A 13,833-nucleotide genomic window follows, 5' to 3' on the forward strand; every position below is an offset into this window, starting at 1 on the left:
AATATAGCGAGGCTTTTTGTTTTTGATACTGATTTAGGCAGAGGGCGCTTAGCCCTAAACTATTAAATAAATTTAACTATGTATTTAGCAGAGAATACTAGCAATATACTAGATAAGAGTGTTTAAGTAAGGTTTCATAGTGTTACGAGGATACATAGAGATACATTTTGTTAGTGTACTTAAACGTCTTAAATATTCTGAATTGTTTATTCTTAAATGAGAAACTGATATTTGCTGTACGACGACTTTGCCACCACCAAAAATCTACAGTCAGATAAGTCGAATTATTTATTTATCTAATGCGCTTTTATTAAGGAGTGGTATGGCTCAGCGCTCATTTTAATTAAGTAAAAATAGCGACAATAAAAAATAAATACATTTTATCCTCTTATTATTTTTATCACTATATTTTGGAGAATACTTTATGAAACTTAATATGCTTACTGCCACAATGATTGCTTCAGGTGTTGCCTTATGTGCAACCTCTGCAAATGCAGCTATAACCAAAGATAGCCATGGTAATGTAGGCTATGACAGCTATGATGAATGTGTTGCTGCCGTAAAAGCAGGCGATGCTAAATTCTATAAGCCTTATACTTATCAGCAGCCTAAGCGTTTAAAAGGTGAAGTCTCAGTTAAAACAATGAAATTATCAGAAGTGACCATTCCGGATAGCTTTGCCAATAATTCATCACTTCAAACCAAAGAATATAGTGCTGGTGCTTGTGACCGCGGTGTGGGTCAATCAAATGGTCGTTATGGTGTATCAGGCGAATTAGTAGGTAAATATGTGCCTATCTCACCAGATATGTCAGTGAACGTCTATCGTGACCGTAATGGCAATCCTGTTCGTATTACCATGCAGCAGTGTGATAATCACTTCAGCAGCAAGTTCCCAACACCTGTGGTTAGCGAAATGAAAGCGCCAGAAGCACAGCTTAATATCGCAGAAGAACGTAGCGTTGAAGCTGTGACCGTCTCTGAACGTCGTACAGTCCGTCCTACGACGTATCATGTAAAAGAAGTAATTATGGTGCCAAGTGATCAAGTAAGACGTATAGAAACCAACACAGGTACTAAAGTCGCCATTGAGAACAGAAGAAACAATGCTGTCGTTGTTGGCGAAGAAGCCAACCAACGTATTTTAAATCGTGTTGAGCAGCCTCAAGAAGTACCGGTATATACTGTACCAGACGCTGATGCACCACGTAACGTTACACCGCGTGTTACTGCACCACGTCGATAATGACAAGAGAGCTTAGTTGTTAGTATAAAAAATTAATAGCATAAAAAGGGGCAACCAATTGGTTACCCCTTTTTTATTACTCTAATGTTTAACTCTATAAAGCCAGTTGCTTGTTTAAAAGACGAGACTATCGCGTCTTTTTAAGGCCGGCTTCTTTAAGCAGCGCACCCAATGAGCCGATTTTATTTTCTTCCGCTTTTGGTTTGTTGGCTTTATTTGGCTTGGTCTTATCCGCAGCATTAGAACGACTGCCCTTAGTGCTGCTTGGCTTTGCTCTACTGTTACGGCGCTGAGTCGATGCCGGTTTGTTAGCCTTGCTTGAGGCAGGTTTACTGTCTGCGCTACCTTTCTCTGCTGCAGGACGTTTGGCAGGTGCCGCATCTTCTGATTTCATGCTAAAGCCAATACGGCCACGCTTTTCGTCAACAGAGATAACACGTACCGTAACGATGTCGCCCGGCTTAACTAAGTTTATTGGGTCTTCAACAAAGTCATTAGCCATTTCAGAGATATGCACGAGACCATCTTGGTGAACACCGACATCAACGAAGCAGCCAAAGCCAGTAACGTTAGTGACCACGCCTTCAAGCTGCATACCTTCTTCTAAATCGCTCACACTATTTACGTCGTCTCTAAATTGAGCGGTCTTGAACTCAGGACGCGGGTCATGTGCAGGCTTAGCAAGCTCTTGCTTAATAGCAGCGATACTGATGTTGTCATCGTTTGCCGCTTCTATGTCATTCACAGCAAGCTCATTAATCACGTTCTCGTTACCTAAAACGTCAGTAATCTGCTTGCCTGATTTTTCTAGTATTTCTTTAACCAGTGCATAGCTCTCTGGATGCACACCGGTGGCATCTAATGGCTCTTCGCCATCACGGATACGTAAGAAACCAGCGGCTTGTTCAAAGGTTTTAACGCCCAAACGTGGCACATCTTTTAGCTGTTCACGATTGGTAAAGGCGCCGTGCTCTTTGCGGTAATTAACAATTTGCTGTGCCACGTTGCGGTTTAAGCCCGCAATGTGGGCTAGGATAGCAGGACTTGCTGTGTTGACATCAACACCAACCGCATTCACGCTGTCTTGAGTAACTTTATCTAGACTATCCGATAGCTGGGCTTGGTTAACATCATGCTGATATTGACCAACGCCAATGGCTTTAGGCTCAACTTTCACAAGCTCAGATAATGGGTCTTGTAGACGGCGTGCGATAGAGACGGCACCGCGAATAGACACATCTAAATCAGCAAGCTCATCACTGGCAAGCTCACTGGCTGAATAAACAGAAGCACCTGATTCATTAACCACAACAGCTGTTGCTTTGATAGCAGCATCAGCATCAATAACCGCTTTAATCATCGCGTCAGTTTCACGGCTTGCGGTACCATTGCCTATGGCCACAAGCTCAACATTATGTGCTTTTAATAACGCAGAGATAGTATCTTTTGCTTCATCCATTTTGTTATCTGGTGCAAAAGGATAAACGGTAGCTATGGCAGGTTTATCTGAGTCATCACGAATCACATTACCTTGAGCATCGATAACGGCCATTTTAACGCCATGACGAATGCCTGGATCAACACCTAAGATAACTTTACGACCGGCAGGGGCTGCCATCAATAAGTGTTGTAAATTATTGGCAAATACATCAATCGCATCAGCTTCTGCGGCTAGACGCTTTTCAGTTAATAAACGGTGCTCGATATGAGGGCGCCATTTATCTTTCCACAAGCTGTTGGCTGCTTCTAGTAAAAATTCACGACGTTCTGTAGGCTGCTTGGCATCAATCTCAAATTTATTAATGATTTTTTCGATAAACGGAGCATCTTCACCCTCTACTTTTAATACCAAGACATTTTCTTGGCGGCCACGTAACATGGCAAGTAGGCGATGATTTGGCAGACGAGCCAAGCTTTCACTGTGCTCAAAGTAATCAGAGAATTTTTCGCCAACTTCACGCTTCTCTTCATTGGCAAGGCTTGAGTTAATGGTTGCAGTTTTAACAAAGCCACTACGCAAGTTATCAAGTAGTTCAAGCTCTTGAGTCCAGTTATCAATGATAATGGCTTCAACACCGGCCAATTGCTTCTCAGTATCTGAGAAATCAACATCAATCTCATTACCCGTATCATCAGTAATGGTTTCTGGCAGGGTATAGCTGCTTAATGCATCAAGCGGCGTTACTTCATTGTTTAAGAGGTTATCAGCAACAACGTCTAGGCCTGCAGCACGTGCTTTGGCAGCTAGTGAACGGCGGCGAGGGCGATAAGGCAGATAGATGTCTTCAAGCTCAAGCTTTGAAGTGGCTTTTTCGATACGCGCTTGCAGTGCTTCAGTTAGATTCCCTTGGCTTTGCAGCAGCTCTAAAATCTTCGCGCGACGTGTGGCCATGTCACGTTCGTAATTTAGACCCTTTTCAAGCGCACGTAATTGGCTGTCATCCAAGCCTTGTGTTTTTTCTTTACGATAGCGGGCGATGAACGGCACAGTCGCACCATCGTCGTAAAGCTTCACAAACGCATTGACCTGCGCAGGCTTAATACCCAACTCTTTTGCAAGCTTGTTATGAATGTTAGCAATGACATCAGCGGACAAAACAGAGGTGTTTTGGCTGGAAGTGGTGTTTTGAGTGTTAATATCGGTTTGGTTCATATCCGTATCGAAGTTTATAAATGTGGCAGGCATTATAGCAAAAGCTAGCCCAATAAAAACGCTTTTGCCGATTTATGTTGATATGTTTTACAGTGTGGTTAGATTTTTGGCCTAATATTGTCTCTATAATGCGTTGATACGCTTAAATATTACCGTTATTACTTATCAAGACTCAATACTTATTCACTAAAAAACGCATTAAAGAGTCTGGTGATTGATAGAGAAACTAAATTGGCTAATGTAAGCTAACCTTTATAAACTATGTGACTTTATAACTGAAATTGCAAGAATATCTATTTGGTAAGCTCAAGCGTCTGTGTTAGTGCCATATGAGCTGCTTAAGTTAACAAACACATACAGCATTACACTGTAATGTGGGTGTAATTTCAACTGTAATCTTATACACTAAATCATAACTGAATTTATTAAATAATAAAGATATGTAGAACAATAGGAAAATATTATGCTAGACAATAAAATCAATAATACTGACACCCTAACTCATCGTATTTTGGTCGTTGATGATGATGCACGGCTTCGCTCGTTATTGCAGCGCTTTTTAGAAGATGATGGTTTTGTGGTGCGTACCGCGCATGATGGTAGCCAAATGGATAAGCTGATGCAGCGAGAGCTGTTTTCGCTTGTGGTGCTTGATTTAATGCTGCCTGGTGAAGACGGTATCAGTATTTGTAAGCGCTTAAGAGAAGATAACAGTGATATCCCAATCATCATGTTGACGGCAAAAGGCTCTGACAGCGATAGAATTGCGGGACTAGAGGCTGGAGCAGATGACTATTTGCCAAAACCTTTTAACCCAAAAGAGCTGCTTGCTCGTATTAAAGCCGTCTTGCGTCGTCATAGCCGCGAGTTACCTGGTGCGCCTTCTCAACAAGTAGAAGTCGTGGAATTCGGTCCTTGGACTCTTGATCTATCGACCCGTACGCTCAAACGTGATGGCAACCTAGTAACCTTAACCACAGGTGAATTTTCAGTGCTCAAAGCCTTGGTTCAGCATCCACGTGAGCCATTGACGCGTGATAAGTTGATGAACTTAGCACGTGGCCGAGAGTGGGGTGCCATGGAGCGCTCGATTGACGTTCAAGTATCTCGTTTACGCCGTTTGATTGAAGATAACCCATCACAGGCACGCTATATCCAGACCGTATGGGGTGTGGGCTATGTATTCGTACCTGATGAAGAAGACGGTAAATAATCAATAAAAATAAGAAACGGAGTGGACGATGAAAGATGATTCTCAAGGAGAGAGGCATATAGGAAACAGTAAAGGTAGTACTCATAATGACCACTCGTCTGTAAAGGCGGGTGGTCAAGGTTCACAACAAGGTGGCTCTGACGATAGCTTAACAGATGTCTTAGAACAGATTGAGCCGGATAAAGAGACGGGTAAAGCCAGTATCGGCGATATTATGGAAACGCTTGAATCTCGTGGCTTTGGCCCTTTACTGTTTGGCCCTGCGTTAATCGCTGTGATGCCAACTGGCGGCATTCCTGGCGTACCTACTGTTTGCGGAGTGGTGATTGCTTTATTAAGCGTGCAAATGATTATGGGTAAAAGCCAACCTTGGCTACCCAACTTGATTAATAAGATTGATTTTGATAAGCAGAAGCTTGAGAAAGGCGTTAATATCGCAAGTAAGGTGACCACAAAAATCGATAAGATTTCTAAACCTCGTTTGCAGCAGCTGTCGTCCGAAGGTGCTAAAAAGGTCATTGCAGGGGTGTGTATTTTAGCCGCTTTATCGATGATACCGCTAGAAGCAGTTCCATTTGCAGTAATGATTCCAGCAACTTCTATTATCTTGTTTGCGATTGGACTGATTACTAAAGACGGTTACTTTACAGTCGCTGCATTACTATTGAATCTTGCGACACTATATTTCCTAATTACGAAAATAATGGGTGGCTAAAAGCTTTTAGAAGCCGCTTTGCAACTTGTCTCTCTAAATATTCATTCCATAAAAAAGATAGCCACTATCTTAGCTGGCTGTCTTTACTACCACGTCTGTTAAATAATTCTTGCGATTTGGCTTCGGCTTCTAATTCGCCTTGACAGTGTACACAGTGCTGTACACCAGGTAGAGCCTGCCTACGTGCTTCTGGAATTGGATTACCACATTCATCACAAAACGCTAAACTCTCGCCACTTGGTAGAGATCGTCTTGCTCGCTCTAACGCATCATTAACAGTGGCATCCATCTGTTCATGTTCTGCACCGTCTCGTGCCCATCCTCCGGCCATAATTTACTCCTATTGTTGATTAAACCTCTCATTTAATAAAAGGTGTTTAATCTAAGTTATTTCGTTTGATAGGAATAAATTATGAGGCTTAGCCCTTTAATGCTCAAGGAGTGGCTTGGGGCAGTCTTGTATGGGCGCGGTATCAAGCCGTATCAGAATGTAAAATAGTCAATTTAACCTTTAGCCCTAATCCGAACATAGCAATTACTTTGGCTGTAGCGCTATAACCTGACCACGAACTCCGATACTGGCATCACTCATTAAGCAGACATAAGCAGGCATCAAATCTTCTGGTGTTTTAAGGGTATTGGGATCTTCACCAGGATAGGCGTGGGCGCGCATATTAGTACGAGTCGCACCAGGGTTGATACAGTTAAAGCGCAGCGTCGTTGTATTCTGAGTCTCTTGAGTAAAGATATCGCTCATACCTTCAACGGCTTGCTTCGATAATGCATAAGCACCCCAGAATGCTCTTGGGTGGGTGCCCACAGTGCTGCTAGTGAACACAAAAGAGCCATTATCGACATCTTTCACCAGTGGCATTAGCACTTGAGTCAACATAAAGGTAGCGGTAGTATTGACACGCATGACTTGTTCGAAAGTCACGATGTCATACATCTCAAGTGGTGTTAACGCGCCTAATAAGCTAGCATTGTGTAGTACGCCGTGTAGCTCACCAATCTCCGTTTGTATCAAATTGGCAAATTGCTGCATATCGCTGTAACTGGCTGTCTCAAGATTCATCGGCATAATGGCAGGCTGTTTGCCACCTGCCGCCTCGATCTCATCATAAACCGCTTCTAACTTACTTAAGGTTCTGCCCAATAGTAAAACCGTTGCGCCATATTTCGCATAGGTCAGGGCAGCAACACGGCCGATACCAGCACCTGCGCCAGTGACTAAAATAGTTTTACCCTCTAAGCAGTTTGGGGTGGGGGTGAAGCTGCGAATCTGTTCATGAGTTAACGGAGTTTGAGTCATAAGGTCACTATGTCTAAGTTATTAAATAGGATATTAGGATAAAATGTTATAAATGGCTTTTATAAATAGTCAAAAGACTTAGAGCGCATCAATTTAACCAAAGCTTTGGGTGTATCAGCAGTGTAATCTGCGCCCCAAGTATTCATGCTGTCTTTATCTTCTGGTGGAATGTAACCATAACCTGCCAATACTGTGGTCATGCCTGCTGCATTACCGGCTTGAATATCACGGATATGATCACCGATATAGATAACACTGTTGGCAACACCACGAGGCAGCTCCAATCTCTCTAAAGCAAGATTCATTGGCTCAGGATCTGGCTTTGTATTACACACATCATCTGGGCAGACTAAAACCGCACAGCGATCGGTCAGATTTAAGCAGTCTAAAAGCTTCGTCGATAAATAGCGTGGCTTGTTGGTAACGATGCCCCATGGGGTACCGTTTTTATCATAAAAATCAAGCAGCGCATCTAGCTCTGGAAAGACACGACTGTCGACACAGATATCTGATTCATATTCGTCTAAAAACTGCTGACGGTACTGCTGAACCTGCTCTTCAGTAATAGGCTGGTCGTTATACGTCAGCATCAGCTTTACCATAGCTGCAGCGCCGGCAGAGACTTGTTCACGAATGGCATCGCTTGGCGGTACTTGCCAACCATTTTGCTCTGACATACGCTGAATAATACGAATAAAATCTGTGGCAGTATCGATTAAGGTACCGTCCAAATCGAACAGTACGGCTTTGACATAATTTTTTGACATAGTTTTATACTTTATAAATGATTAATTTAAATGGTTAATAACGATAGCGGCACTGTATTGATAATAAGCGTTCGGCTTATCGCCAAATACAAGGCAGGCTATCGAGTCGAGTTTGTTATAGAGCAAAAATTAGTTTATAAGCTTGAATTTCATAAGCTTGAATAAAGGTGACGATTAATTGTGTTTTGATTAGCTAACTTAATAACAGCTGATAATAATAAAGGCTGCATTAGGCAGGTTTAACCACTGCCATCATATAGTTCACATCGACGTTTTGAGCCAACCAATAACGTTTGGTTATTGGGTTGTAATGTAGGCCAATCAAGTCTTGGCGGTTAAAGCCTGAATTAATGGCCATCTTATCGAGTTCTGCTGGGGTAATAAATTTAGCGTAATCATGTGTGCCACGGTCTAGCAGTCGTAATACGTATTCTGCACCGATAATGGCAAATAAATAAGACTTCGGGTTGCGGTTAATAGTCGATAGTACGCAAACGCCGCCTGGTTTTAACAGATCATAACAGGCTTGAACAATCTGACTGGGGTCAGGAACGTGCTCTAGCATTTCCATACAAGTCACGACATCGAAGCTTTCTGGCTGCTCGGCAGCAAGCGCCTCAATGGCAATGTGCTTATATCTTAAAGTATCCGTTAGGCCGCTTTGCTGGGCATGAACACTGGCTGCTTTTAGGTTCTCAATACCTAAGTCAACGCCAGTGGCATCTGCGCCGCGGCGTGCCATAGATTCAGTTAAGATACCGCCGCCACATCCGACATCCAATACAGTTTTGCCCGTCAGGCCGCTTCCGGTATAGCGAACAACGTTTTCCTCGATCCAGTTTAGGCGTAGCGGATTAATCTCATGCAATGTCGCAAAAGGACCTTGTTTGTCCCACCACTGGCTGGCAAGCTGAGTGAACTTACCTACTTCACTCATATCGACATTATTGCCTAAGTCGCCCTCACTATTAAATGATGACTCATTGTTTTGATTTAAAGTATTGGTATTGGCTTGAGTAGCTGTGTCATTTGATGCAGATATAGTGGTATCGACTTCTGAGGTAGTCTGAGTCATGAGTTATCCTAAATCTTAATGTATTGTCGTTATTAGAGGTGTTGTTTGATACCTTATATTACCACGCTTCATAAAATAGGGCATCTTTGATAGTTAGTACTTATGCAACAATGACACTCTCCATAAAGGCTCTTAAAATCTTCCAAATCGCTTTAATCTAGTACGTTTTACCTTTTTAATGAGTCAATTAGTTATGTCATTGCAATATAGATAGACGCTTAGTATTTGAGAATGACCGGTTTACACGGTAATATTAAATATATGAGGCTTAAGCGGTGCAAACCCTATGGAAATCGAAATACTAATGACAACCAAAGCTCTGTTTAAACGTACTGACAATGTTACAACCGTTATTTAACCTTTTGTTAAGGTTTGATAGGGGCTGGCGGTTCACATGACAGCATAAAATGCGCTATCATACGGTAGTCTGTAATAAGTCCCAGTGGTTTCCTCTATACGCCTAGCAAACAAATAGGCACAGCAGGAAGTCATTTGATGTGTTTATTGTATACGCATTTTGTGACCGGTTCTGCTTAGCTGTATTTTCCTCATCCTTGGATGCTTGGTTAAGCTTAATTTAGGTTTGGCTAGATTAATATCAGAAAAAGACCCTACTTATACTGTAAATATTCTTAAGGAATTGCGATGAAGTTTAATTCTCAACGGGGCTTTGCATTAGCCTCACTAGTAGCCGCCATCGGCTTAGCCTCTTTTCCTGCATCAGCAGCGAATTATGTTGCTGGTAAAGACTATAAGGTATTAGATAATCCTGAAAAAATCAGCGGCGACAATATTATCGTTCGTGAATTCTTTTGGTATGGTTGCCCACATTGCTACAACTTAGATCCACACATGCATAAATGGGCAAAAACCAAAGCAAGCGATGTGATTTTCTTACAATCACCTGCTGCGCTAAACCCAATGTGGGAAGTGAACGCTCGTGGTTTCTATGCCGCTCAATTAATGGGTTATGAAGATCAGACGCATACTAAGCTGTTTGATGCGATTCACAAAGACAACAAGCGTTTATTTGATCAGAATTCTCTATCTAAATGGTACGCAAGCCAAGGCCTAGATCAAAAAGAGTTTAACAACCTATACAATTCATTTGCGGTCAGCACCAAAGTTGCACGCTCTAAAGCAGGTGCAAAACGCTATCAATTGACGGGTGTACCAGCGGTTGTGGTTCATGGTAAATATGTGGTTCAAGGTGAAGATGCCAAAGTGCCACAAGTGGTCGATTACCTAGTGAAGAAAGTACGGGCTGATTTAAAAGCAGGTAAATAGTAGAAAGATCAGTTAAAACAAGTTGAATAAATTGTCCTAATATTGGAATGATTGACTAGGTGGTTTTACTGATGAGGACTGAGTCTTATGGCTTGGTCCTTTTTTTGCCTATTATTTAGACTGTAGCGCATTATTCGTATCTCATGTGTCCTAACATTATTATTTTGTAAGTTAGATAATAAAACCTATTGTAAATAATAACCGTTATCGTTATCATGTTTATTAAGTTCTTTTAACCCTTGTTATTTATTTAAATCATTAAGTGGCGAGTTATGCACTTCTAACATAAGGATACCCTAATGATAGTCTGCATCTGTAATAATGTGAAAGACCGTCAAATCAAAGCAGCCTTAGCGTCAGGAGTTGACACTATGGACGCCCTTAAAGACACACTTGATGTAGCGACTTGCTGTGGTTGCTGTGAGCCAATGGTTAATGATTATATCGAAGAATATCATGCCACGGCTGTAGGCAGTGATCTGGTCAGCCAGTTGGCTTATGCTGTATAAGAGTAGGTGTTTTATTCTACTTATTAGATGATTGTTTCCTAAAGATTCCTAAAAAGACCCATTCTTTATACACTGCTACTATCATAAATGTTATGTATTTTATGAACGGCTCAGTTGTTGCCAATCTGGCCATACGTAATTTGGCGTTTGCTCCTTTCATTACTTAACGCCTGATTTATTGCTTATATTTATTTATATCCCTGCAGATGTAAGTGTTTCTTATTCGTTATTGTCCTTCCATTCCCAGTTCTAAATAAATACTTTTAAGTGTGCTTAGTTTGCTATTATATTGCTAACAAAGTCAGCCGCACTAATTATTTATAATCATTTAGCGAATAATCAGAGAGAAATAAAAATTTAACTCAATGGCAGTTATTTTAAAATGCGCCAGTATTGGGTGTTTTTTGGTTTCTATTTATCGCGTGTTGACGACAAGATATTATTTATTCTGTCACTTTTGACAGGTTCAATCTCAATGGCAGTGTGAAATATTTACTTAAAGGTATTTTGTGGTGTTGAGATAAATTAAAAGTGTTATGAAACATCAGGGGAAGACTATGCAAGGCAGCCAAAAAGTTATCGATTATTTGAATTTTTTATTGGGTGGCGAGCTAGGCGCTCGTGACCAATATTTTATTCATTCAGAGATGTATGGCGAGTGGAACTACGGCAAACTGTATGAGCGTATTCATCATGAAATGGAAGATGAGACATTGCATGCGCAGGCTATTATTCGCCGCTTGCTAATGATTGGCGGTAAACCAGATATGACGGTTGATCCTATCAAAGTAGGCAGCACTGTTCCTGAAATGCTACAGCTTGATTTGGAACTTGAGTATAAAGTTCAGCGACACCTAAAAGATGGTATTGCCCTTTGTGAACAAGAGCACGACTATGTGACTCGTGATATGCTTGTCGAACAGTTAAAAGATACTGAAGAAGATCATGCGCATTGGTTAGAAAAACAGTTGCGTTTGATAGATATGGTCGGTCTGCAAAACTACCTACAAAGTCAAATTGGTGACATTCCAGGGCAATAACGCAGTGCGCTATTATCAATAGTGCAGTGTGAGTCTAGTGAATTGACATCGTCAAATAAAATAATAATGTAGGAGAAGGTTATGCAAGGCGATAAAGAAGTTATTCTGTCGTTAAATAAGGTATTAGGGCAGACATTAGTTGCTATTAACCAGTATTTTTTGCATGCACGTATTGCTAAAAACTGGGATATTCAAGAATTGAATGAAGTCTTTTATAAGCAGTCTATCAAAGAGATGAAGTGGGCAGATCAGTTGATTGAGCGTATTTTGCTATTAGAGGGACTGCCAAACTTACAAGATTATGGCAAGTTGCTTATTGGTGAAGATGTTGCTGAAATGATTGAGTGTGATTTGCGTCTTGAAGATCAGAAGTTTAAGATAATTCAAGATGCAATTACTTTGTGCGAGCAAAAACGAGATTATGTTTCACGTGAGATTTTAACAGGTCTTAAGGATGGCAATGAAGAGTATCTTGATTGGTTAGATACACAACAAGATTTAATTCGTGATATTGGTATCGAAAATTATATTCAAGAAAAAATAGATGACTAATATTTAGATACTTATCATTCTAGTGTTATAAAAAGCCAACTTATGCGTAAGTTGGCTTTTTTTGTTAAAACAAAATCATACAGCTGTAAATTGTACTCTGAGCGAAGTTAACGATATACTTAAAAGGAAGCTTAGTCATTAGCGTATGACAAATGAGACTGTCAGCGTTTTTTATTTATAAAGGAGTAGGTATGCCAGCATTACGTTCAGATGTCGATCCAGAAGGTTTGTTAGAGTATTCCGTTGTTTACACAGACCGTGCGTTAAACCATATGTCAAAAGCGTTCCAGCAAGTAATGAATGATTTATCAGCCAACCTAAAGCAGGTTTATGGTGCTGATAGCGTGGCGATTGTACCTGGTTCTGGTACCTTTGCGATGGAAGCGATTTCACGTCAATTGGCCACGAATGAAGACTGCTTAGTTATCCGGAATGGCTGGTTTAGCTATCGCTGGACGCAGATTTTAGAAAAAGGCAAAATTGCCAAGTCTGTGACAGCGCTTAAAGCAAAACAAGTAGATGGTGAAGCCGAAGAAGGCGAACCAAAACCATTTGCGCCTGTGGCCATCGAAGATGCTGTAGCCGCTATTAAAGAGCAAAAGCCTGCCTTAGTATTTGCGCCGCACGTTGAGACAGCGTCAGGTATGATTTTATCTGATGACTATATTAAAGCATTGAGCGAGGCGGTGCATAGCGTTGGCGGTCTATTGGTTATCGACTGTATCGCATCTGGCTGTATCTGGCTTGATATGAAAGAGCTTGGCATTGATGTGCTAGTCTCTGCTCCGCAAAAAGGTTGGAGTAGTACGCCTTGTGCCGGTTTGGTTATGCTAAGTGAAAATGCAGTAAAACGTGTTGAAGAGACTGAGTCAGACAGCTTTAGCCTTGATCTAAAACAGTGGCTAACCATTATGCGTGCCTTTGAAAATGGCGGTCACGCATATCATGCGACCATGCCAACCGATGGCTTACGTATCTTCCGCGATGTAATGTTAGAAGCCAAAGAAATTGGCTTTGAGAAGCTAAGAGATGCACAGTGGGAGCTGGGTAATCGTATCCGCGACCTGCTAGAAGACCGCGGTATCCAAAGTGTGGCTGCTGAGGGTTTCCAAGCCCCAGGCGTTGTGGTTTGCTATACCAAAGATGAAGAGATGCACAAGGGCCGCGCGTTTGCTGCTCAAGGTATGCAGATTGCTGCTGGTGTTCCACTACAAGTGGACGAGCCAAAAGATTTTCAAACATTCCGCCTAGGTCTGTTTGGTCTAGACAAGCTTATTGATGTTGATGGTGCGGTACAGCGCTTTAGCGATACGCTAGATAAAATACAGCCTAAATAATTGGCGTAAAACAAATCTTAAATTCTTAAGCGTCAAAGATTGGAATTGAGCTTGATAAAAAGGAGCGCTACAACTGTAGCGCTCCTTTTTTTTGTTTAATAAGAATGAGTCTTTGTCTATAGGGTAA

Annotated in this window: 13 protein-coding genes; 8 read left to right on the top strand and 5 right to left on the bottom strand. The window is 41.4% G+C overall.

Annotation, left to right across the window (positions count from 1 at the left end; translation table 11 throughout):
- Window positions 1-424: 424 nt before the first annotated feature.
- Window positions 425-1,246, top strand: coding sequence for a hypothetical protein (locus AC2SLO_RS03150; RefSeq protein ID WP_486543558.1), 822 nt, complete (start codon window positions 425-427; stop codon window positions 1,244-1,246).
- Between the two features lie 127 nt (window positions 1,247-1,373).
- On the opposite strand, the gene AC2SLO_RS03155 is transcribed toward AC2SLO_RS03150, so the two are convergent.
- Window positions 1,374-3,827, bottom strand: coding sequence for a Tex family protein (locus AC2SLO_RS03155; protein ID WP_486543593.1), 2,454 nt, complete (start codon window positions 3,825-3,827; stop codon window positions 1,374-1,376).
- 535 nt (window positions 3,828-4,362) lie between these two features.
- Between AC2SLO_RS03155 and ompR the strand changes: the two genes are divergently transcribed.
- Window positions 4,363-5,112, top strand: coding sequence for an osmolarity response regulator transcription factor OmpR (gene ompR / locus AC2SLO_RS03160; RefSeq protein ID WP_486543559.1), 750 nt, complete (start codon window positions 4,363-4,365; stop codon window positions 5,110-5,112).
- A gap of 28 nt (window positions 5,113-5,140) precedes the next feature.
- Window positions 5,141-5,827 (top strand): exopolysaccharide biosynthesis protein, encoded by a 687-nt coding sequence (locus AC2SLO_RS03165; protein WP_486543560.1) that lies wholly within the window; start codon window positions 5,141-5,143, stop codon window positions 5,825-5,827.
- Window positions 5,828-5,891: 64 nt separating this feature from the next.
- On the opposite strand, the gene AC2SLO_RS03170 is transcribed toward AC2SLO_RS03165, so the two are convergent.
- From AC2SLO_RS03170 to ubiG, 4 genes are all read right to left on the bottom strand, one after another.
- On the bottom strand, window positions 5,892-6,158 hold the full coding sequence (locus tag AC2SLO_RS03170) for a DksA/TraR family C4-type zinc finger protein (protein ID WP_486543561.1): 267 nt from the start codon (window positions 6,156-6,158) through the stop codon (window positions 5,892-5,894).
- A gap of 204 nt (window positions 6,159-6,362) precedes the next feature.
- Window positions 6,363-7,139, bottom strand: a complete 777-nt coding sequence (locus AC2SLO_RS03175) for a YciK family oxidoreductase (RefSeq protein WP_486543562.1) — start codon at window positions 7,137-7,139, stop codon at window positions 6,363-6,365.
- Between the two features lie 59 nt (window positions 7,140-7,198).
- Window positions 7,199-7,906 (bottom strand): HAD family hydrolase, encoded by a 708-nt coding sequence (locus AC2SLO_RS03180; RefSeq protein ID WP_486543563.1) that lies wholly within the window; start codon window positions 7,904-7,906, stop codon window positions 7,199-7,201.
- Window positions 7,907-8,135: 229 nt separating this feature from the next.
- On the bottom strand, window positions 8,136-8,981 hold the full coding sequence (gene ubiG / locus AC2SLO_RS03185) for a bifunctional 2-polyprenyl-6-hydroxyphenol methylase/3-demethylubiquinol 3-O-methyltransferase UbiG (RefSeq protein ID WP_486543564.1): 846 nt from the start codon (window positions 8,979-8,981) through the stop codon (window positions 8,136-8,138).
- A 645-nt stretch (window positions 8,982-9,626) separates the two neighbouring features.
- Between ubiG and AC2SLO_RS03190 the strand changes: the two genes are divergently transcribed.
- The 5 genes from AC2SLO_RS03190 (at window position 9,627) to AC2SLO_RS03210 (ending at window position 13,706) form a co-directional block, all read left to right on the top strand.
- Window positions 9,627-10,268, top strand: a complete 642-nt coding sequence (locus AC2SLO_RS03190) for a thiol:disulfide interchange protein DsbA/DsbL (RefSeq protein ID WP_486543565.1) — start codon at window positions 9,627-9,629, stop codon at window positions 10,266-10,268.
- A gap of 299 nt (window positions 10,269-10,567) precedes the next feature.
- Complete coding sequence (locus AC2SLO_RS03195) at window positions 10,568-10,777, top strand: (2Fe-2S)-binding protein (RefSeq protein ID WP_486543566.1); 210 nt, start codon at window positions 10,568-10,570, stop codon at window positions 10,775-10,777.
- Between the two features lie 557 nt (window positions 10,778-11,334).
- Window positions 11,335-11,817 carry a bacterioferritin gene (gene bfr, locus AC2SLO_RS03200; protein ID WP_486543567.1) on the top strand — a complete coding sequence of 161 codons (483 nt, stop codon included), beginning with the start codon at window positions 11,335-11,337 and terminating at the stop codon, window positions 11,815-11,817.
- 81 nt (window positions 11,818-11,898) lie between these two features.
- Window positions 11,899-12,369 (top strand): bacterioferritin, encoded by a 471-nt coding sequence (bfr, locus tag AC2SLO_RS03205; protein ID WP_486543568.1) that lies wholly within the window; start codon window positions 11,899-11,901, stop codon window positions 12,367-12,369.
- Window positions 12,370-12,560: 191 nt separating this feature from the next.
- Complete coding sequence (locus AC2SLO_RS03210; protein WP_486543569.1) at window positions 12,561-13,706, top strand: aminotransferase class V-fold PLP-dependent enzyme; 1,146 nt, start codon at window positions 12,561-12,563, stop codon at window positions 13,704-13,706.
- The last annotated feature ends 127 nt before the right edge of the window (window positions 13,707-13,833 follow it).

It is taken from the genome of Psychrobacter sp. CX14, assembly GCF_057396205.2.

Excerpts from the sequence above, each read along its gene's own strand:
- AC2SLO_RS03150 (WP_486543558.1), top strand. The coding sequence starts at position 425 with ATGAAACTTAATATGCTTACTGCCACAATGATTGCTTCAGGTGTTGCC.
- ompR (WP_486543559.1), top strand. The coding sequence starts at position 4,363 with ATGCTAGACAATAAAATCAATAATACTGACACCCTAACTCATCGTATT.
- AC2SLO_RS03165 (WP_486543560.1), top strand. The coding sequence starts at position 5,141 with ATGAAAGATGATTCTCAAGGAGAGAGGCATATAGGAAACAGTAAAGGT.
- AC2SLO_RS03170 (WP_486543561.1), bottom strand. The coding sequence starts at position 6,158 with ATGGCCGGAGGATGGGCACGAGACGGTGCAGAACATGAACAGATGGAT.
- AC2SLO_RS03175 (WP_486543562.1), bottom strand. The coding sequence starts at position 7,139 with ATGACTCAAACTCCGTTAACTCATGAACAGATTCGCAGCTTCACCCCC.
- AC2SLO_RS03180 (WP_486543563.1), bottom strand. The coding sequence starts at position 7,906 with ATGTCAAAAAATTATGTCAAAGCCGTACTGTTCGATTTGGACGGTACC.
- ubiG (WP_486543564.1), bottom strand. The coding sequence starts at position 8,981 with ATGACTCAGACTACCTCAGAAGTCGATACCACTATATCTGCATCAAAT.
- AC2SLO_RS03190 (WP_486543565.1), top strand. The coding sequence starts at position 9,627 with ATGAAGTTTAATTCTCAACGGGGCTTTGCATTAGCCTCACTAGTAGCC.
- AC2SLO_RS03195 (WP_486543566.1), top strand. The coding sequence starts at position 10,568 with ATGATAGTCTGCATCTGTAATAATGTGAAAGACCGTCAAATCAAAGCA.
- bfr (WP_486543567.1), top strand. The coding sequence starts at position 11,335 with ATGCAAGGCAGCCAAAAAGTTATCGATTATTTGAATTTTTTATTGGGT.
- bfr (WP_486543568.1), top strand. The coding sequence starts at position 11,899 with ATGCAAGGCGATAAAGAAGTTATTCTGTCGTTAAATAAGGTATTAGGG.
- AC2SLO_RS03210 (WP_486543569.1), top strand. The coding sequence starts at position 12,561 with ATGCCAGCATTACGTTCAGATGTCGATCCAGAAGGTTTGTTAGAGTAT.